Origin of the sequence: Neorhizobium sp. T6_25 (assembly GCF_002968555.1) — a bacterium.
In the GTDB taxonomy this organism is placed as follows: domain Bacteria; phylum Pseudomonadota; class Alphaproteobacteria; order Rhizobiales; family Rhizobiaceae; genus Neorhizobium.
In genome coordinates, this window is sequence record NZ_PVBL01000007.1 from 91,685 (window position 1) to 111,110 (window position 19,426).

The window sequence follows — 19,426 nt, forward strand, 5'->3', positions numbered from 1 at the left end:
AATCGGACGGGGCGCCTGGGCGCCCCGTTTTTCGTTGGCCCTCCAATGATCTAAGATCGGACCATGAGCGAATCAAAAGCAATGATCCTGGGCTCCAGCGGCCCGACCCTCACCTCGGACGAAGTGGCGCTTTACCGGGATGAACGACCCTGGGGCTTTATCCTGTTTGCCCGCAATTGCGTCGAGCCGGCGCAGATCACCGATCTCGTCGCGTCCATGCGCGATGCCGTCGGCCGGCCGGATGCGCCGGTGCTGATCGACCAGGAGGGCGGCCGCGTCCAGCGCATCCGCCCGCCGATGATCGAGCGTTATCCCTCGGCCGCCGTGCTTGGCGAACTTTACCGCCGGGATTGCGAAAAGGGCCTGCGGGCGGCATGGCTGATGTCGCGCCTGCATGCCTTCGACCTGATGAAATTCGGCATCAATGTCGATTGCCTGCCGGTGCTCGACGTGCCGATCGAAGGGGCGAGCAACGTCATCGGCGATCGCGCCTATGGGTTCGATCCGAAGACGGTTGCCGAAATGGGCCAGGCCGCTGCCGACGGCCTCAAGGCGGGCGGCATGCTGCCGGTGATGAAGCATATTCCGGGTCATGGCCGGGGCATGGCCGACAGCCATCACGAACTGCCGGTGGTCACCGTCTCGCGCACGGATCTGGAAGCGCACGACTTCCTGCCCTTCGTTGCCATGAAGGACGAACTGATGGCAATGAGCGCCCACATCGTCTTCACCGCCATCGACCCGGACGAGCCGGCGACCATTTCGCGCAAGGTGATCGACGAAATCATCCGCGGCCATATCGGCTTCGACGGGCTGCTGATGTCCGACGACACCTCCATGAACGCGCTCAAGGGCACGATCGGCGAGCGTGCGGCGAGAATCGTTGGGGGCGGCTGCGATATTGTCTTGCATTGCAACGGCGTGATGGACGAAATGAAGGCCGTCGTGAAGGAAGCGATACCGCTTGGCGGGAAAGCGTTGCTGCGTGCGAAGGCGGTGGAAGCGGCCTTCGGCCGGGGCGACGGCTTGAGCGAGGAGGCGGTCCGCGCGGAGTTCCAAGGTCTTCTCGCCGTCTCCTGACGGCTGTCGACAGCAAGAGGTTGGGGAATGGCAACGACGACATCGCAGAACGCCATTCCGATGGACAAGTTGTGGCAGGATGCCGGCGCCGAACGTGCGACGGACGATCCAGCACTTGTCATCGATGTCAGCGGTTTCGAAGGTCCGCTCGACCTGCTGCTTCATCTGGCCCGCACCCAGAAGGTCGATCTCGCCCGCATCTCCGTTCTGGCACTGGTCGAGCAATATCTGTTGTTCATCGACAGCGCCCGGCGGGTCCGCATCGAGCTTGCCGCCGATTATCTCGTCATGGCCGCCTGGCTCGCCTATCTCAAGTCGAAGCTGCTTATTCCGCAGCAGGCCAAGGGCGACGACGGCCCGAGCGGCGAAGAACTGGCAGCGACACTCGCTTTTCGCCTGAAGCGCCTTGAGGCGATGCGCGAGTCGGCGACGCGGCTGGTCAACCGCAATCGCCTCGGCCGCGACGTCTTTGCCCGCGGGGCGCCGGAACATATCCCGCATCGCGTCGAATCCGCCTATGACGCGACGCTTTATGACCTGCTTGCGGCCTATGCCAACCTGCGCCAGCGCACCGCCGTCACCCACGTGACGATTGAGAGGCGCAAGGTCTGGTCGCTGGTCGATGCCCGCGAACTGCTGACCCGCATGCTCGGCGAGATCGTCGACTGGACGGCGCTGCAGCACTATCTCTTGCCCTATCTGCCGCCGGAGGATCGCGTCACGGCAACCGCCAGTGCCTTTGCGGCGTCGCTCGAACTGGTGCGCGAAGGCAAGCTCGAAATCCGCCAGGACGGCGCCTTCCAGCCGATCTTTCTGCGCAAGGGGACCGGGCCACAGCAGCCCGCCCCACCACAGCCCGCCAAGGGAGGCGTGGATTGACGCCGCAAGAGGACGACGATCTGCCGATCGCTGCGGAAGAAGAGCCGGAACTCCCATCCTTCTCGTCGGCGGAAGTCGAGCGGATCGCGGAAGCGCTGGTCTTCGCCTCGGCCGAGCCGGTCTCTGAGGCGTTTCTGGCCGAACGCCTGCCGCGCGGCACCAATGTAAATGCGGTCATGCAGCAGCTGGCGGAGGTCTATGCGCCGCGCGGCGTCAATCTGATCCGGACCGGCGACCGCTGGGCCTTCCGCACCGCCGCCGATCTCTCCTTCGTCATCCGTAACGAAGACAACGAGACGAAGAAGCTGTCGCGCGCCGCACTCGAAGTGCTGGCCATCATCGCCTATCACCAACCCGTCACCCGCGCCGAAATCGAGGAGATTCGCGGGGTACAGACGTCCAGAGGCACGCTGGACGTGCTGATGGAAGCGGGCTGGGTCCGCTTCCGCGGCCGCCGCCGCACTCCGGGACGGCCGGTGACGCTCGCCACGACACCTGATTTCCTCGACCATTTCGGCCTGGAGGAACTGCGCGATCTTCCCGGTCTCGAAGAATTGAAGGGCGCCGGTCTGCTTTCCGGCCGCATCCCGCCGGGCTTTGCGATACCCGTCCCGCTCAATATCGACGATCTTTCCGAGGACGAGGACCCGATCACCCAACTCGACCTCGAGGAACTTGGCCTCCTGACGCCGGGCGGCGAAGCGGAAGAGTGATTTCGCGGGGATGGTCGCACCCTCGGGACGCGTCGGTCTGTCGCACCCTACGTTCACGTCTACTTGTTGGCAGGTCGTTTTTGACCGAAGAGCCGTTTTCCGGCCTCGTTTCTCGGCTATAGTCGATTATCCGAGTCGAAACGCCGGCGCCTCTGATGAGAGAGTGTCGCGACGGTGATCGCAGTCGGCCACGATGCCGAGAAGGCGATGGGGCCGCGCTCCCAGGCAGCCAGCTTGTGGCGGGAAGGCTGTCGAGAGGGGCCTCAGCGGCCCGGAATTCCTGATATTCGCGGTTCGAAGGGCCTCTCAGCCGGGCCGTGGCCGGATCCGCGCCGACGAGTTGTCGCGCAGGGTTAAGGACGTCTCGATAAGGTGTCCACTGACGACATTTTGGTGTTTGAAAAAGCATCATAAAGAGCTTACATCGATGAAACGGTACTAATGGAGTTGGACTTATGGGTTCTTTCAGTGTGTGGCATTGGCTGATCGTTCTGGTCATCGTGCTCGTTCTCTTCGGACGCGGCAAGATTCCGGAATTGATGGGCGATTTCGCCAAGGGCATCAAGAGCTTCAAGAAGGGCATGAGCGACGAGGACGCCACGGAGGCGAACGGCGCGACGACCACGACGAAGACCGTTGATCTCAAGGCTGAAGAGGCCAAGGAAACCACCCGGTCGTAATGGCCGAGTGGCGGGTTCCAGGAGCCTCGTTGAATGTTAGATATCGGCTGGACCGAGCTTCTCGTCATTGCGATCGTGTTGATCGTCGTGGTTGGTCCGAAGGATTTGCCGCCCATGCTCAGGGCCTTTGGCAAGATGACGACCAATCTGCGCAAGATGGCCGGGGATTTCCGCTCGCAATTCGACGAGGCGCTCAAGGAGTCGGAACTCGACGACGTGCGCAAGACGATTTCGGATGCACAGCGGCTGAACCCGACGAACGCGCTGAGGGATGCGATCAACCCGCTCCGGCAGATGGGTCAGGAAATTCGCGCCGACCTGCAGAAGGCGACGCAGATGCCGACGCCGGCCGTGAGCGAGACCGATATCGAGGCCCAGCAGGCTGTCGAGAGCACGTCGAGCATCGAGGCCGCTCCGGAGGTTCCCGCAAACTTCCCGTCGGCAGCGTCTGCATCCTCGACACCTGCACCAGTCCCGGCTCCGGCCCAGTCCGCGCCTGCCTCACCTGAGGCAGCGGCTGCGGCAACCGTCGTGGAAAAGCCGAAGCCGGTCCGCAAGACCGCCGCCAGGCCAAAACCCGTCGTCGAGACCGCCGCGGCTCCGGTTGCCGCGGCCGCCATTGTCGAAAAACCGAAACGCCCTCGCGCGGCGGCAAAACCGGCGCCTGTTGCCCAGGCTGTGGATGAGGCGATCGTCAAGGCTCCGGCCCGCAAGCGCATGCCGAAAAAGGCCGATACTCCGAAGGACGACGCATGAGCGGTGATATCGAAGACAAGCCGCAGCCGCTCATCGAGCATCTGATGGAACTGCGCACCCGGCTGATGTGGTCGATCGGCGCCTTTTTCGTCGCGTTCGTCGTCTGCTTCTTCTTCGCCAAGCAGCTCTTCAACCTGCTTGTCGTTCCTTACAAATGGGCTGTCCTCTGGGCCGGCCTCGATCTTGCCAAGTCCGAGCTGATTTACACCGCGCCGCAAGAATTCTTCTTCACCCAGGTGAAGGTGGCGATGTTCGGCGCGCTGGTGATCGCCTTCCCGGTGATCGCTTCGCAGATCTACAAGTTCGTGGCGCCTGGCCTCTACAAGAACGAGCGGGCTGCCTTCCTGCCGTTCCTGGTCGCTTCGCCGGTCCTCTTCCTGATGGGCGGCGCGCTGGTCTATTTCTTCTTCACTCCCATGGTCATGTGGTTCTTCCTCGCCATGCAGCAGGCGCCGACCGAAGGCGAAGTCGGCATTTCGCTTCTGCCGCGGGTCTCGGAATATCTGAGCCTGATCATGACGTTGGTCCTGTCTTTCGGGCTGGTATTCCAGCTTCCGGTCGTCACCACGCTGCTTGCCCGCGTCGGTATCCTTTCCAGCGACTGGCTGCGGGAGAAGCGCAAATACGCGATCGTGCTGGCCTTCGTGGTCGCAGCCGTGCTGACCCCGCCCGATCCAATGTCCCAGATCGGTCTTGCACTGCCGACCATCCTTCTCTACGAGATTTCCATCTACGCCGCACGACTCGTCGAGCGCAAACGTGCCGAGGACAAGCTTTCTGAGCAGGAACCTTCGGATGTTGCGGAGACGGACAAGGCCTGAAGCCTTCCGGCCTGCCTTGCGAGTCCGCGACGTTCCGCTCTAAAGGCAAGGCAAGATGCTCGATATCAAGTGGATCCGTGAAAACGAAGGGGCTTTGGATGCGGCGCTCAACAAGCGCGGCGCAGAGCCCATGGCGGCAACCCTGCTGGCGCTGGACGACAAGCGCCGTTCCGTCATCCAGAAGCTTCAGGACATGCAGTCCCGCCGCAACGCCGCCTCCAAGGAGATCGGCATTGCACTCGGACAGAAGAATTCCGAGCTCGCCGAAAGGCTGAAGGCCGAAGTCGGGTCGATCAAGGACACGATGCCGCTTGCCGAGCAGGAAGAGCGCGAGGCCGTTGCTGCCCTCGAAGACGCCCTGTCGCGCATCCCGAACGTGCCCTTCGACGACGTACCGGTCGGCAAGGACGAACACGACAATGTGGTCAAGCACGTCGTCGGCGAAAAGCCGCGCTGGAACCACGCTGCCAGTGAGCACTACGAGATCGGCGAAGCGCTCGGAATGATGGATTTCGAACGCGCCACGAAACTCTCCGGCTCGCGTTTCACTGTCCTCACCGGCCAGCTCGCCAGGCTTGAGCGGGCCCTCGGCCAGTTCATGATCGACATGCACACGACGGAGCACGGCTATACGGAAGTCTCTTCGCCCCTGATGGTGAAGGGCGACGCCATGTACGGCACGGGCCAGTTGCCGAAGTTCGAGGAAGACCTGTTCAAGACGACGGATGGCCGCTACCTGATCCCGACGGCGGAAGTGACGCTCACCAACCTCGTTGCCGGGGAAATGCTGGAACAGGAAAAGCTGCCGCTGCGCTTCACGGCGCTGACGCCGTCTTTCCGTTCGGAAGCCGGTTCCGCCGGCCGCGATACCCGCGGTATGCTGCGTCAGCACCAGTTCTGGAAGTGCGAACTCGTGTCGATCACCGATCAGGAAAGCTCGGTCGCCGAACACGAACGGATGACCGAATGCGCCGAAAACATGCTGAAGCGCCTCGGCCTGCATTTCCGCACCATGACACTCTGCACCGGCGATATGGGTTTTGGCGCACGCAAGACTTATGACATCGAGGTCTGGCTGCCGGGCCAGGATACCTACCGTGAAATCTCGTCCTGCTCGGTCTGCGGTGATTTTCAGGCACGCCGCATGAATGCGCGTTATCGCGCCAAGGACGACAAGGCGCTGAAGTTCGTTCACACGCTGAACGGCTCTGGCGTGGCGGTCGGCCGCTGCCTGATCGCGATCATGGAAAATTACCTGAACGAGGACGGTTCGGTCACAATTCCGGACGCGCTTCTGCCGTATATGGGTGGTCTGACTAAGATCGAGCGGGCGGCCTGATGCGGATACTCCTGACCAATGACGACGGCATTCACGCCGAGGGCCTCGCTGTTCTCGAACGAATCGCCCGGAAACTGTCGGACGACGTCTGGATAGTCGCGCCGGAAACCGACCAGAGCGGCCTTGCCCATTCGCTGACGCTCTCCGAGCCACTGAGGCTCCGCAAGGTTGGCGAGAAACATTTCGCCCTGCGCGGTACGCCGACCGACTGCGTCATCATGGGTATCCGCGAAATCCTGCCCGAAAAGCCGGACCTGGTGCTTTCCGGCGTCAACGACGGCGCCAACATGGCCGATGACGTCACCTATTCCGGCACGATCGCCGGCGCGATCGAGGGGACGCTGCAGGGGGTGCGCTCTTTCGCGCTGAGCCAGGCGGTGCGTCGGGAAGACGGCCGTTACGCCCCCTGGGAAGTGGCCGAATCCTATGCCCCGGATCTCATTCGCAAGCTGATCGACGTGGACCTGCCGGACGGCACGTTCCTCAATCTGAACTTCCCGAACTGCGAACCCGGCGACGTGCAGGGCGTCGAAGTGACGTCACAGGGAAAGCTCGATTTCGGCCTGACGATCGACGCCCGCAACGACGGCCGCGGTCTGCCTTATTACTGGCTGCGATTCGGCGAACGGAAAGGTCATTTCCGCGAGGGCACCGATATTCAGGCGCTCAAGGAAAACAAGATCTCCGTAACGCCGCTGAAACTGGACCTGACCGATCATTCGGTTCAGGATCGTGTGGCGAAGGCACTGGGATTTGGAGCTGCCGATTGAAATCGGGCATGGTCGAAAAAGAGGGTTTTGCGGCGCTGGTGCTGCGCCTCAGGTCGGAAGGCATTTCCGACCTCGATCTGCTGACCGCCGTTGAACAGACGCCGCGCTCGCAGTTCGTGCCGCTATCGCTTGCCGAGGACGCCTATTCCAGCCGTACCGTGCCGATCGACTGCGGCTCCTTCATGGAAGGCGCAGATCTCGCCGTGCGCTTGCTGCATCGCCTCCAGGTCAAGCCCGGGCATAGGGTGCTCGAAATCGGCACGGGCAGCGGCTTCACTGCCGCCGTCATCGCCCGCATCGCCGAGCGGGTGCTGACCGTCGAGCGATATCGCACCCTGGGCACCGCCGCCAACGCCCGCATGGATGCACTGGGGCTGCGCAATGTCGTCGTGCGTCAGGCGGACGGCGGCAACGGCATGCCGGGCGAGGGCACTTTCGACCGCATTTTCGTCACTGCCGCCTTTTCTTCGCTGCCGCGATTCTATGCCGAGCAGCTCACGCATGGCGGTTCGATGGTCGCGCCGCTCACCGACGGCGAGTCCTGCATGATGGTGCGCCTTACCAAGACGGGTAGCCGATTCGAGCGGGAGGATCTGTTCCCGGTGCCTTTTTTGCCGATCGTTCCGCATATCGCGGCGGCGCTCTAGGCCGTTTGTTCCATGCGCAGACGGCATTTCAGCCGTCATGGTTATCAATTTCCCTAAAATTTTAGGACAATGCCTGCCCTTTAACGGTGCAGTAAGACTAACGCGCTTTAATGACTCTCACGATGGTGGCGTATCTGTAAGCGAGTCATGCGTATGAAGAGTTCTCCGAAATTCGGAAAATCCGTAATCAAATTTGCTGTCGCGGCACTGCTTGCCAGCGCTGCGACAGGGTGCAGTTCGGACGCGACCCGTTTCTCGGGGCTCTTTTCGAAATCCGACAACATAACGACGGCGTCCATTCCGCAGCGGCAGGGTGGTGGGGCTTATGGCCGCGCACCGACCCCGCAGGCCGATCTCGGCTCCGGCCAGGCTCAGGCGCTGCCACCGATCCCGCAGAACGACTACGGCTCGCGAAACGCAGCCATGGCTCAGCCCTATCCGGGCAATTCCGGCGGCTACACCTCTCCGGCGCGCACCGCATCCGCTCCCGTTGCTGTGCAGCGAACCGAACTCGCAGCTCCGACTGGCGCCACGGCGCAGCGTAGCGCCGCCCCGATGGGCCGCGACACGGCTCGCCAGGAGGCGCTCGCCCAGCCGTTCCCGGGTCGTCAGCCGGCCGCCAATACGCTTGTCGCCCCCTCCGCTTCGACGCTGAAGGCCGACAATGTCGTCACCGGCACGACCCCGAAGCCGATGTCCGGCTGGTCCACGGTCAACGCTCCCAAGGTGACCCTGAAGCCCGGCGAAACGGTTTCGACGCTTTCCAAGCGTTACGGCGTTCCGGAAAAGGAAATCCTGAAGGCAAACGGCGGCGCCGTTGCTGCCGGCCAGTCCGTCCTTATCCCGACCTTCGGTACGGCGCAGAATTCGGCAAAGAACGCCGCCGGCACGATCGACCTTCAGAACAAGGCTCCGGCGCCTGCCCGGGAACCCGAGCAGAAACTCGCCGTCCTGCCGACCCCGGCGCGTGACAAGGCGATTGCCGAACCCGCCAAGCTGACGCCTCCGGGCGGCAAGCCGGTCGGCGGCACCTATGTGGTCAAGCCGGGCGACACGATCACCAAGATCGCCCGCGAAACCGGCACGCCGGTGGATCAGCTGAAGGCCGCCAACAACCTGACATCGGGCGGCGTCCGCATCGGCCAGACGCTGAAGGTGGCAAACGGCGCGGCCGCTCCGGCAGCCGATCCGGTCAAGACCGCATCCATTCCGCAGAAGCCGGTCGAAAAGGTGGCGGCCGTCGCTCCGAAGCCGGCCGCTCCTGCCGCGCCTGTTCAGGTTGCCCAGGTGGCTCCTGCGCCGGCCGCAGCCAAGGCCGCTGTCGACAGCGCTTCCGTCGCCGACGTCGAGAAGAAGTCGGACGTCGCTTCCGTGGCGCCCCAGTCTACCGGCATCGGCAAGTATCGCTGGCCGGTCAATGGCGCGGTCATCGCCGGCTACGGCCAGAACGTCGACGGCAACCGCAATGACGGCATCGACATCTCGGTTCCGGAAGGCACGCCGATCAAGGCGGCCGAAAACGGTGTGGTCATCTATGCGGGCAACGGCCTGAAGCAGCTCGGCAACACGGTTCTCGTCCGTCACGACGACGGCAAGGTCACCGTCTACGGCCATGCCGGCAGCATCAACGTCACGCGCGGGCAGAAGATCACCCGCGGCCAGACGGTTGCCGCCTCCGGCATGAGCGGCGACGCGAAACGCCCGCAGGTCCATTTCGAAGTCCGCAAGGACGCGACCCCGGTCAACCCGATTACCTTCCTTGAATAAGTAGTGCGTTTCAGGGGACGGAGAAAAGCCCGGCAGTGCCGGGCTTTTTGCGTTCTCAGTGCTTTTCCAGGTTTCAATCTCGGGAAAGCGGCTTTCTCAGCCGCCCGGCAAGATCCTGGATATATTGCCAGGCCACGCGGCCCGACCGTCCGCCGCGGGTGGTCGCCCATTCGAGTGCCTCGTGGTGCAGCGTCTGCTGGTCGAGGCCAAGCTCGAAATATTCGGCGTATCCGTCGATCATCGTCAGGTAGTCGTCCTGGCTGCATTTGTGGAAACCGAGCCACAGGCCGAACCGATCCGACAGCGACACCTTTTCCTCGACCGCCTCGGACGGGTTGATCGCCGTCGACTGCTCGTTTTCCATCATGTGGCGCGGCAGGAGATGGCGGCGGTTGGATGTCGCGTAGAACAGAACGTTGTCGGGCCGGCCTTCGATGCCGCCGTCGAGCGCCGCCTTCAGCGACTTGTAGGCGGTATCGTCATGATCGAAGGAAAGGTCATCGCAGAACACGATGACGCGTTGGCCGGAAGTCTTGAGGATATCCAGCAGGGCAGGGAGGGAGGCGATATCCTCGCGGTGCACTTCGACGAGTTTCAGCGAGATCGCAGTCGCCGCGCGCACGTCCTCGTGCACGGCCTTGACCAGCGACGACTTGCCCATGCCGCGGGCGCCCCACAGCAGCACGTTGTTGGCTGCAAAGCCTTCCGCAAACCGCAGGGTGTTTTCGTGCAGGATGTCGCGCACATGGTCGACGCCCCGGATCAGCGTCAGGGCGACGCGGTTCGGACGCGGCACCGGCTGCAGGCGCTGGTTTGCCGGTACCCAGACGAAGCAGTCGGCCGCGTTCCAGTCGTTGATGGCGGGTGGAGGGCCGGCCAGCCGCTCCAGCGCATCCGCAAGCCTGCGGATCTCGGTCAGGATCAGGGTATTGATGTCGTTGCTCATGGTGTTTCTCCGGTCGCATCGGCGGGTTTTTGAGCCTTTTGGCTGCGGTAACATGCTCGTTAGTGCATCAAAAGCCTGAGAGCCGTGGATTCGGTACGCCGGCTGGCGTGTTTCTGTTGCATTCCGGCCTATCGCAACTATATTCCGGCGGCTTGAAACGGGGGCCCGGCGTCTCCGGTAATCTTAGGAGTTTTCGATGTTCATTACCGAAGCATTCGCCCAGGCCCCAGCCGCAGCACCGGGAGCCTCCGCGTTCGGCTCCGGCCTTGAGATGCTCTTCCTGTTCGCGCCGCTGATGGTGGTCTGGTATTTCTTCCTGATCCGTCCGCAGCGCGCCAATGCCAAGAAGCGCCAGGAGACGCTGTCCAACATCCGCCGCGGCGACCAGGTCGTTCTTGGCGGCGGCATAACCGGCAAGGTGACCAAGGTTGTCGACGACACCGAAGTGGAAGTCGAAATCGCCGAAGGCGTAAAGATCCGCGCCATGCGCGCCTATATCGCCGAAGTCCGCGTCAAGGGCGAGCCGGTCAAGACCGAACCTGCAAAGACCGGAACCGCTTCCTAAAGCTTCGCCGATACAGCGGCCCTGTTTGCTACAGGGCCTTGAACTCAAAAGAGCCGGATCGTCTCCGGCTCGCAACCTCTTCGAGAAGGCATGTGACCCATGGCGAAAGGCATCGAAATCCGCGACGCCCATTTCCCCGGTCGCGCTCCGATCGATGCCTACGGCAATGGCGGTTTCCGTTTTGCCGACATGTCGCATCGCGGCTCGCTGCTCTGCCTTCCGTCCGGTATCCATGGCTGGGAGCTGCAGGAAGGCGAGCCGCTGACGGTCGCTTCCCTGATGAGGGTGCTCGCCGAAGCCAGTGAGATCGAAGTGCTGCTTGTAGGCACGGGCGCCAACCTCAAGCCCATCCCGGCGGATGTGAAGGCGGCGTTGAAAGCCAAGGGCATCGCCTCCGATCCGATGAGCACCGGTGCCGCCGTGCGCACGTTCAACATCATGCTCGCCGAATCGCGCGCCGTCGCCGCAGCTTTGATTGCCGTCTGACAGATGGCCGATTCAGCCAGACAGAACGGCGATATCTGCCTCGCAACCCTCAGGGATACCGACCGCGACCGTTATCTCGCCTGTCTTCTGTCGCCGGAGGACAAGCGCGGCGCACTTGCGGCCCTTTATGCCTTCAACGCCGAGATCGCCCGTGTCCGCGACGTGGTGCGCGAGCCGCTTCCGGGCGAAATCCGCCTGCAATGGTGGCGCGACCTCCTCGAAGGCAATGCTGCGGGCGACAGTACCGGCAACCCGATCGTCGCCGGGCTGCTTGAGGCAGTCGACACCTATCGCCTGCCGCGCCAGACGCTCGTGGACATGATCGAGGCGCGTATTTTCGACCTCTACGACGATCCGCTGACCGATCGCAACGCGCTCGAGGGTTATGCCGGCGAGACCGCTTCGGCACTCATCCAGCTCGCGAGCCTGGTGCTCTCTCCCGCCGATGCGGCAAAATCTGCGGAGGCGGCAGGCCACGCGGGCGTCGCGCAGGCGATCGCCGGTTTCCTGCTCCTGATGCCGATCCATCGCCGTCGTCATCAGCTCTATCTGCCGCTCGATATTCTCTCGGCGACCGGGCTCGACCGTGATACATTTCTGCGCGGCGAGGACAGACCGCGCATTTCCGCCGCGATCGAGGCCTTTGCCGGGCTTGGATTGGAGCATCTGGCCAAGGCGAGAAAGTCGGGAACTATCCCGGCAACGGTCTTTCCGGCCTATCTGCCTGTGGCGCTTGCCGAACCGGTGCTGCGCCGGGCAGTGCGTGCAGGTGCCTCGGTGCTCGACTCGGCCCTGCAACTGCCGCAGTGGCGGCGCCAATTGCGGCTCATGAAGGCCTCCGTTACCAGGCGCTTTTGAGGACGCCAAATTCGCGCAAGGCTCGCCGGCTAAGGAACGAAGCACAAATCCGGCGCCATCATAAGGAGAAGCGGTGTGAGCCCCGTTGTCGTCTGGTCGATCATCTTCGTACTCCTCATGGCGCTTGCCTATTACGTCACGCGAATGTCCGGCAAGGACAGGGACAAGGACGGCAACCTGCATGACACGGGGATGGCCATCCTCGAATTCGGCCGGGCCTTTCCCAATGAGGCCATCCGCAGCCTGCACGTGACGGCCAAGGGCGACGCCATCTTCGTGCGCCTGCACGACAACAAGGCCGGCTTCATGCGCAGCCACCGCAATCACTACGCCTGCTTTCTGATCGAGCCTGGCCGGGTACGCGTGACCCCTTTGCCAAATGCCAGGGGGTTCACCGTCGAATTTCTGGACGCATCGACACAGAACGGCACCTATCTCTTCTCGACGGAAAGGGAGGCAGCCGAAGTCGCCCTCTGGCTGCTCGACAACTATGTCAGCGTTGCCGATCGCGATCTGGAAGAAAAGCCGGGAACGCCTTCCGGGGATGTCAGCCCCGACCGAGCCAAGTAGCGCAATCCTGAAGCGCGCGGGCGGAGAGCAGCTGCCGCTTCATCACCGTCTTGTCCTTGCCGCGGAAACGCTTGACGCCCTCCGGCTTGACGATCGATCCCGGCTCCAGCTCGGGAAACAGCCCGAAGTTGACGTTCATCGGCTGGAAAGAGCGCTTGCCCGGCTCGTCCTCCGAAACCAGGTGCCCGCCCGTGATGTGGCCGAGCAGCGAGCCTAGAGCGGTCGTTGCAGGCGGTGCGGGGAGCGTTTCGCCCTTGCGTTCGGCCGACGCGAAACGGCCGGCGAGAAGCCCGATGGCCGCACTTTCCACATACCCTTCGCAGCCGGTGATCTGGCCGGCGAATCGCAGGCCCGGCCGGCTTTTCAGCGTCAGGCTCTTGTCGAGCAGCACGGGCGAGTGGATGTAGGTATTGCGGTGCAGGCCGCCGAGCCTTGCAAATTCGGCATTCTGCAAGCCGGGAATCATCCGGAAAATGTCCGCCTGGGCACCGTATTTCAGCTTCGTCTGGAAGCCGACCATGTTGTAGAGCGTGCCGAGCGCATTGTCCTGCCGGAGCTGCACGACCGCATAGGCCTTCACCGTCGGATTATGAGCATTGGTGAGACCCATCGGCTTCATCGGCCCATGACGCAGCGTTTCGCGGCCGCGTTCGGCCATCACTTCGATCGGCAGGCAACCGTCGAAATAGGGCGTGCCTTCCCATTCCTTGAAACCGACCGAGTCGCCGGCGATCAGCGCATCGACGAAGGCGTTGTATTGCGCCTCGTCCATCGGGCAGTTGATATAGTCCTTGCCGGTACCGCCGGGACCGACCTTGTCGTAGCGCGACTGGTACCAGCAGATATCCATGTCGATCGAATCACGGTGCACGATCGGCGCGATGGCGTCGAAGAAGGCGAGCTGGTCCTTGCCCGTTTCCGCCTGGATCGCGGCTGCAAGCGCCGGCGAGGTGAGGGGCCCGGTGGCGATGATCGCCAGATCCCATTCCTTCGGCGGCAGGCCCTGGACCTCCTCGCGCACGACGGTGATGAGCGGGTGGCTTCCGATCGCTTCGGTGACCGCGTTCGAAAATCCGTCGCGGTCGACGGCAAGCGCTCCGCCGGCCGGTACCTGGTGCCTGTCGGCACATGTCATGATCAGCGAGCCGGCAAGCCGCATCTCCGCATGGATGACGCCGACGGCATTCGCCGTCGCATCGTCGGAACGGAAGGAGTTCGAGCAGACGAGTTCGGCAAGTCCGTCCGTCTTGTGGGCATCGGTGCCGCGCACGCCGCGCATTTCATGGAGAATCACCGGCACGCCGGCCGAGGCGATCTGCCAGGCTGCTTCGGAACCTGCGAGGCCGCCGCCGACGACATGGATGGCAGCAGGAGAGGTGGGGGAAGTGGAAATATTGCTCATGGCCGGCTCATTATCACGCCATTTGCCGGACCGGAATCAAAAAGGCACCCGAGAAGGTGCCTTTGATACGTCCTTGGATGTCCTCTCGGACCGCTTTATCCTCGCCGCAACGGCCTCGTGCCGTGCGGGTCCGCCTGCGAGCAGCGGATTAGCGGAAAGAGCGAGCCGCGATGTGGCGGATGTCGTAGCGGGTCAGACCGATGTCGCTGAGGGCCTGGCTCGAAAGATTTCCAAGCTCGTTCATCGTGCGGCGGTAGCTGATCCAGTTCTTGGCGATACGGATCGGGTTCATGGTTGTTTCCTCAAGATCTTTTCCTGATGCTCTGTCGTCATCAGCGATGAGGGTCTTATACATCCGCATAATAAGAATGTGCAGTGCAAAAAATGTGCGACTGCCATGCAAATGTGCAAGAGATCGCTGAAATTTGTGGCGCAGGTCGAAAATCAGGCAGGAATTTTAGGCCTTGAATTTCCATGAGCAAAAAAGAAAAAGCGCCTCCCGAAGGAGGCGCTTTTGGATGGTGCAGCAATGTCTGTGCGAGGCTTAGAAGCCGACGGCAGACCGGGCAACGCGGCGGATATCGGCGCGGCCGATGCCGAGGTCGTTGAGTTCGCGGTCGCTCATGCGGCCGAGCTCGTTGACGGTTTCGCGGTACTTGCGCCAGGTGGTGAGCTTCTGTGCGATGTTCATGATCTTGTCCCTTTCTAGGCCCTTGCCAGCGGCCCGTTCGGCGCTGACTTCAATCTCATGACCGGTAATATATGCTGCGCTGCAAAAAGTAACAGCGCCTATTCGGAATGCCACCTATGCATCTGGCGCATTGCGAGATCGTTTACCATGCAGGAGTGCTGAAATTTTGCGCTGATTTTGGGCAGATGGCATGCTGCGGGACAAAAAATAACGCCCACCGGGGGAGGAGGTCCGGTGGGCGTCATTTGTAACGACTGGCGATTTGGGAGGAGGAGGATCGCCAGTCCCATCAAGCCCGCGCTGGGAGGAGGAGTGCGCGGCTCGAATTCCTGTCACGGGAAACTCCCGAGGGCATCTGCATCGTTCAGGCGGGCGCCAAACCGTCCAAACCAGAGAGACCGAAACCTTCAATCCATCCCTGTATTTGCATATTATGAGATTGCAGCGAAATTGTGCAGTGCAATATCCGTATGGATGGCATGCGGTTATTGCATGGCTCACATCGCCGTTGATTCCAATGTACACATTAGAATTTAATAAAAAGTTAAATATCCCGATAATCGCCGGTTCGACCGGGCGCGGCGGGAGCGAATTCGCCTATCCACCGCGGTTTCTCGGAGCTGCCAAAAAAGCGTCATTTTCCCTTTGCGTGCGCCGAAACGGGTGATATAGAGACGCGCGCTCCGGAAGGCCTTGTGCGACGAGGATTTTCGACGCGGCTGGGGCGCGGGTATGGTGAAATTGGTAGACACGCCAGATTTAGGTTCTGGTGCCGCAAGGCGTGGGAGTTCAAGTCTCTCTACCCGCACCAGAACCGCCCCGCATCAAAACCGCCAGGAGTGCGGTCCGAGCCGGTTCTGGCTAAAGGATCGGCGCTCCTTGAAGCCGCGGCCGGTCTCTCAAAGTTCCGGCGATGTGCTCATTGAAACCAACGGCTGTCTGAGCACCGCCGCCACGATATGAAGGTATGAAAATGCAGGTTACCGAAACGCTCGCTGAAGGGCTGAAGCGCGAAATCAAGGTCGTTATCCCCAAGCGGGATATGGAAGCGCAGCTGAACGTGCGCCTCGCCGACGCCAAGGACAAGGTCCGCATCAACGGTTTCCGTCCGGGCAAGGTGCCGATCGCCCATCTGAAGAAGATGTACGGCAAGTCGATCATGGCGGATCTCGTCAACGAGATCGTCCGCGAACGTCCGACCGAGATCCTCACCGATCGTGGCGAGAAGTCGGCGACCCAGCCGTCGGTGGCCATGACCGAGGATGAGAAGGAAGCGGAAAAGATCCTCAACGCCGAGGCCGATTTTGAATTCACGCTCTCCTATGAAGTCATCCCGGAGATCGAACTGCAGCCGACCGACGGCCTTTCCGTCATTCGTGAAGTCGTCGAAGTCACCGAAGACGAAGTCAACGAGCAGATCGAGAAGATCGCCGAGAGCGCCCGCACCTTCGAGACCAAGAAGGGCAAGGCTGCCGATGGCGACCGCGTCACCATGAACTATCTCGGCAAGGTCGACGGCGTTGCCTTCGACGGCGGCACCGCCGAAGATGCCGAACTGGTTCTCGGCTCCGGCCGCTTCATCCCGGGCTTCGAAGACCAGCTCGTCGGCGTCAAGGCCGGTGAAGACAAGACCATCACCGTGACCTTCCCGGTTGAATATCCGGCCGCGAACCTTGCCGGCAAGGAAGCCACCTTCGACGTCACCGTCAAGGAAGTCGCAGCTCCGGCCGCACTCGAGATCAACGACGAACTCGCCTCCAAACTCGGCATCGAATCCGTCGATCGCCTGAAGGAGATCGTCCGCGGCCAGATCGAAAGCCAGTACGGCAACGTTACCCGCCAGAAGGTCAAGCGTCAGATCCTCGACCAGCTCGACGGCATGTACCAGTTCGACACCCCGCAGGGCCTGGTCGACGCCGAGTTCGACAACATCTGGCGCCAGATCAACACCGACCTGCAGCAGTCCGGCAAGACCTTCGCAGACGAAGAGACGACCGAGGAAGATGCACGCGTCGAATACCGCAAGCTGGCTGAGCGCCGCGTTCGTCTCGGCCTCGTTCTCTCCGAAATCGGCGAACAGGCCGGCGTCGAGGTGACCGAGGAAGAAATGCAGCGCGCCCTTTATGCGCAGCTCCAGCAGTTCCCGGGCCAGCAGAAGGAAATCCTCGATTTCTTCCGCAACACCCCCGGCGCTTCCGCTTCGCTCCGCGCGCCGATCTTCGAAGAGAAGGTCATCGACAAGCTGCTCACCGAGATCAAGGTCACCGACAAGGTCGTGACCAAGGAAGAGCTGATGGCTGAAGACGAGGAAGGCTCGGAGAAGGCTGAAAAGCCGGCCAAGAAGAAGGCTGCTCCGAAGAAGGCTGCAAAGGCTGAGGCTGCTGATGAAGCCGCCGAAGGCGAAGAAGCTGCTCCGAAGAAGAAGGCTGCTCCGAAGAAGAAGGCCGCCGAAGACAGCGCCGAATAACCTTCGCATTGATTGGATAGAAAAGCCGGGTCGGCGACGACCCGGCTTTTTGTTGTGATGAAACCTCCCGAGTCCGCCGCCCATGATCCGTATTGAAAACATCAGCAAATCGAACAGCCATCGCATCCTCTTCATCGAGGCCTCCGCGGCGCTGAACCGTGGCGAGAAGATCGGCCTCGTCGGCCCGAACGGCGCCGGCAAGACGACGCTCTTCCGGATGATCACCGGCTCGGAAATGCCGGACGAGGGGCAGGTTTCCGTCGAAAAGAACGTCACGATCGGTTATTTCAACCAGGATGTCGGCGAAATGGCCGGCCGCAGCGCCGTCACCGAGGTGATGGATGGTGCAGGTCCGGTGAGCACCGTCGCCGCCGAACTGCACGAACTCGAATCGGCGATGGTCGATCCTGACCGGCTCGACGAAATGGACCAGATCATCGAACGCTACGGGGAGGTACAGGCGCGTTACGAGGAGCTCGACGGCTACGGTCTCGAAGGCCGCGCCCGCGAAGTTCTCGCCGGCCTGAGCTTCACCCAGGAGATGATGGACGGCGATGTCGGCAAGCTGTCCGGCGGTTGGAAGATGCGCGTGGCGCTCGCCCGCATCCTGCTGATGCGTCCGGACGTCATGCTGCTCGACGAACCGAGCAACCATCTGGACCTCGAAAGCCTGATCTGGCTGGAACAGTTTCTCAAGGGGTATGACGGCGCACTGCTGATGACCTCGCACGACCGCGAGTTCATGAACCGCATCGTCACCAAGATCATCGAGATCGACGGCGGGTCGCTCACCACCTATTCCGGCGATTACGGTTTCTACGAGCAGCAGCGGGCCCAGAACGAAAAGCAGCAGCAGGCCCAGTTTGAGCGCCAGCAGGCGATGCTCGCCAAGGAGATCAAGTTCATCGAGCGCTTCAAGGCCCGTGCATCCCACGCGGCCCAGGTGCAGAGCCGGGTGAAGAAGCTCGACAAGATCGAGCGCGTCGAGCCGCCAAAACGCCGCCAGGCGGTCGCCTTCGAATTCCAGCCCACACCGCGTTCCGGCGAAGACGTGGTCAACATCAGGAATGTCGCCAAGCGATACGGCAGCCGCTCGATCTACGAAGGTCTCGACTTCATGGTGAAGCGGCGCGAGCGCTGGTGCATCATGGGGATCAACGGCGCTGGCAAATCGACGCTGCTGAAGCTGGTAACGGGCTCGACCGAGCCGGATGAAGGCAGCGTCTCGGTCGGCGCCAGCGTTAAGATGGGCTATTTCGCCCAGCACGCCATGGATCTGCTGGACGGCGACCTGACCGTCTTCGAATGGCTGGAGGAACAATTTCCGCGCGCCGGGCAGGGGTCGCTGCGGGCACTTTCCGGCTGCTTCGGCTTTTCAGGAGACGATGTCGAGAAGAAATGCCGGGTGCTGTCCGGCGGCGAGAAGGCTCGCCTGGTGATGGCGGCCATGCTGTTCGACCCGCCGAATTTCCTCGTCCTCGACGAGCCGACCAACCACCTGGATCTCGACACCAAGGAAATGCTGATCAAGGCGCTGTCGGAATACGAAGGCACGATGCTGTTCGTCAGCCACGACCGGCATTTCCTCGCCGAACTGTCGAATCGCGTGCTCGAACTGACGCCTGATGGCATCCACCGTTATGACGGCGGTTATACGGAATATGTAGAACGCACCGGTTACGAGGCGCCGGGGCTGCGAAGCTAAGGATCAAGACAGAGGCGGAGTGGCGTCGGCCTCCATCGTTTCCGGCCGGCAGACGCTGTGGCTGTCTTTGACAGCTGTGCGCCGGATATCCGTGAACTGCAGGGCGGGAAGTCAACTTTCCATTAGGAAGACCGTCGTAAGACGTCGTTCCGGCACGCGCGGAAAGACCTCGGTTCGAGGGGGCTTACCGTCGGGCCAACCTGCAGCCGGAACGATTTTCTGCACAGTTTTGATTGTCTCATATGCCGTTTGATCTGAATCAGTTTTTAAGGTATCCCTTTTCG

At 62.0% G+C, this 19,426-nt stretch carries 20 protein-coding genes and 1 tRNA gene; 17 read left to right on the top strand and 4 right to left on the bottom strand.

Going from position 1 to position 19,426, the window contains the following annotated elements; translation table 11 throughout:
- Nucleotides 1-63: 63 nt before the first annotated feature.
- The 10 genes from nagZ to C5L10_RS11660 all read left to right on the top strand — a co-directional run bounded on the left by nagZ (nucleotide 64) and on the right by C5L10_RS11660 (nucleotide 9,452).
- Complete coding sequence (gene nagZ, locus C5L10_RS11615; protein ID WP_105429809.1) at nucleotides 64-1,080, top strand: beta-N-acetylhexosaminidase; 1,017 nt, start codon at nucleotides 64-66, stop codon at nucleotides 1,078-1,080.
- Between the two features lie 60 nt (nucleotides 1,081-1,140).
- A complete protein-coding gene (locus C5L10_RS11620) occupies nucleotides 1,141-1,959 on the top strand; it encodes a ScpA family protein (protein WP_205836954.1) in 819 nt (272 codons plus the stop codon).
- A gap of 20 nt (nucleotides 1,960-1,979) precedes the next feature.
- The gene (scpB, locus tag C5L10_RS11625; protein ID WP_245447989.1) at nucleotides 1,980-2,672 is read left to right on the top strand and encodes an SMC-Scp complex subunit ScpB; all 693 of its coding nucleotides are present in this window, start codon (nucleotides 1,980-1,982) and stop codon (nucleotides 2,670-2,672) included.
- Nucleotides 2,673-3,127: 455 nt separating this feature from the next.
- A complete protein-coding gene (locus C5L10_RS11630; RefSeq protein WP_046630759.1) occupies nucleotides 3,128-3,352 on the top strand; it encodes a twin-arginine translocase TatA/TatE family subunit in 225 nt (74 codons plus the stop codon).
- Nucleotides 3,353-3,385: 33 nt separating this feature from the next.
- Complete coding sequence (gene tatB / locus C5L10_RS11635; protein ID WP_105429811.1) at nucleotides 3,386-4,108, top strand: Sec-independent protein translocase protein TatB; 723 nt, start codon at nucleotides 3,386-3,388, stop codon at nucleotides 4,106-4,108.
- The gene (tatC, locus tag C5L10_RS11640; protein WP_046608994.1) at nucleotides 4,105-4,929 is read left to right on the top strand and encodes a twin-arginine translocase subunit TatC; all 825 of its coding nucleotides are present in this window, start codon (nucleotides 4,105-4,107) and stop codon (nucleotides 4,927-4,929) included. The genes tatB and tatC overlap by 4 nt, the downstream gene beginning before the upstream one ends.
- Nucleotides 4,930-4,984: 55 nt before the next feature.
- On the top strand, nucleotides 4,985-6,268 hold the full coding sequence (gene serS, locus C5L10_RS11645; RefSeq protein WP_105429812.1) for a serine--tRNA ligase: 1,284 nt from the start codon (nucleotides 4,985-4,987) through the stop codon (nucleotides 6,266-6,268).
- Nucleotides 6,268-7,038: a 5'/3'-nucleotidase SurE gene (gene surE, locus C5L10_RS11650; protein WP_105429813.1), complete on the top strand. Its 771-nt coding sequence runs from the start codon at nucleotides 6,268-6,270 to the stop codon at nucleotides 7,036-7,038. Before serS ends, surE begins: the two co-directional genes overlap by 1 nt.
- 8 nt (nucleotides 7,039-7,046) lie before the next feature.
- Nucleotides 7,047-7,685 (top strand): protein-L-isoaspartate(D-aspartate) O-methyltransferase, encoded by a 639-nt coding sequence (locus C5L10_RS11655; RefSeq protein WP_371411935.1) that lies wholly within the window; start codon nucleotides 7,047-7,049, stop codon nucleotides 7,683-7,685.
- 147 nt (nucleotides 7,686-7,832) lie between these two features.
- Entirely contained in the window at nucleotides 7,833-9,452 is a 1,620-nt protein-coding gene (locus C5L10_RS11660; RefSeq protein WP_105429815.1) for a peptidoglycan DD-metalloendopeptidase family protein, read from the top strand.
- Nucleotides 9,453-9,525: 73 nt separating this feature from the next.
- Here C5L10_RS11660 and C5L10_RS11665 read toward each other — a convergent pair whose 3' ends face one another.
- A complete protein-coding gene (locus C5L10_RS11665) occupies nucleotides 9,526-10,398 on the bottom strand; it encodes an ATP-binding protein (protein WP_105429816.1) in 873 nt (290 codons plus the stop codon).
- Between the two features lie 196 nt (nucleotides 10,399-10,594).
- On the opposite strand from C5L10_RS11665, the gene yajC reads away from it, so the two are divergent.
- The 4 genes from yajC to C5L10_RS11685 all read left to right on the top strand — a co-directional run bounded on the left by yajC (nucleotide 10,595) and on the right by C5L10_RS11685 (nucleotide 12,877).
- Nucleotides 10,595-10,963: a preprotein translocase subunit YajC gene (gene yajC, locus C5L10_RS11670; RefSeq protein ID WP_105401185.1), complete on the top strand. Its 369-nt coding sequence runs from the start codon at nucleotides 10,595-10,597 to the stop codon at nucleotides 10,961-10,963.
- Between the two features lie 99 nt (nucleotides 10,964-11,062).
- Entirely contained in the window at nucleotides 11,063-11,449 is a 387-nt protein-coding gene (locus C5L10_RS11675) for an Mth938-like domain-containing protein (protein ID WP_046636876.1), read from the top strand.
- A 3-nt stretch (nucleotides 11,450-11,452) separates the two neighbouring features.
- Entirely contained in the window at nucleotides 11,453-12,307 is an 855-nt protein-coding gene (locus tag C5L10_RS11680; protein ID WP_105429817.1) for a phytoene/squalene synthase family protein, read from the top strand.
- Between the two features lie 75 nt (nucleotides 12,308-12,382).
- The gene (locus tag C5L10_RS11685; RefSeq protein WP_311766185.1) at nucleotides 12,383-12,877 is read left to right on the top strand and encodes a hypothetical protein; all 495 of its coding nucleotides are present in this window, start codon (nucleotides 12,383-12,385) and stop codon (nucleotides 12,875-12,877) included.
- Here C5L10_RS11685 and trmFO read toward each other — a convergent pair.
- From trmFO to C5L10_RS11700, 3 genes are all read right to left on the bottom strand, one after another.
- On the bottom strand, nucleotides 12,855-14,279 hold the full coding sequence (gene trmFO / locus C5L10_RS11690) for a methylenetetrahydrofolate--tRNA-(uracil(54)-C(5))-methyltransferase (FADH(2)-oxidizing) TrmFO (RefSeq protein ID WP_105429818.1): 1,425 nt from the start codon (nucleotides 14,277-14,279) through the stop codon (nucleotides 12,855-12,857). The genes C5L10_RS11685 and trmFO overlap by 23 nt on opposite strands.
- Before the next feature lie 148 nt (nucleotides 14,280-14,427).
- Nucleotides 14,428-14,571 (bottom strand): DUF1127 domain-containing protein, encoded by a 144-nt coding sequence (locus C5L10_RS11695; RefSeq protein ID WP_007762204.1) that lies wholly within the window; start codon nucleotides 14,569-14,571, stop codon nucleotides 14,428-14,430.
- A 252-nt stretch (nucleotides 14,572-14,823) separates the two neighbouring features.
- The gene (locus tag C5L10_RS11700; RefSeq protein WP_080951229.1) at nucleotides 14,824-14,970 is read right to left on the bottom strand and encodes a DUF1127 domain-containing protein; all 147 of its coding nucleotides are present in this window, start codon (nucleotides 14,968-14,970) and stop codon (nucleotides 14,824-14,826) included.
- A 726-nt stretch (nucleotides 14,971-15,696) separates the two neighbouring features.
- Between C5L10_RS11700 and C5L10_RS11705 the strand changes: the two genes are divergently transcribed.
- The 3 genes from C5L10_RS11705 to C5L10_RS11715 all read left to right on the top strand — a co-directional run bounded on the left by C5L10_RS11705 (nucleotide 15,697) and on the right by C5L10_RS11715 (nucleotide 19,142).
- Nucleotides 15,697-15,781, top strand: a tRNA-Leu gene (locus tag C5L10_RS11705).
- Between the two features lie 162 nt (nucleotides 15,782-15,943).
- On the top strand, nucleotides 15,944-17,437 hold the full coding sequence (gene tig / locus C5L10_RS11710) for a trigger factor (protein ID WP_105429943.1): 1,494 nt from the start codon (nucleotides 15,944-15,946) through the stop codon (nucleotides 17,435-17,437).
- Nucleotides 17,438-17,519: 82 nt separating this feature from the next.
- The gene (locus tag C5L10_RS11715; RefSeq protein WP_105429819.1) at nucleotides 17,520-19,142 is read left to right on the top strand and encodes an ABC-F family ATP-binding cassette domain-containing protein; all 1,623 of its coding nucleotides are present in this window, start codon (nucleotides 17,520-17,522) and stop codon (nucleotides 19,140-19,142) included.
- The last annotated feature ends 284 nt before the right edge of the window (nucleotides 19,143-19,426 follow it).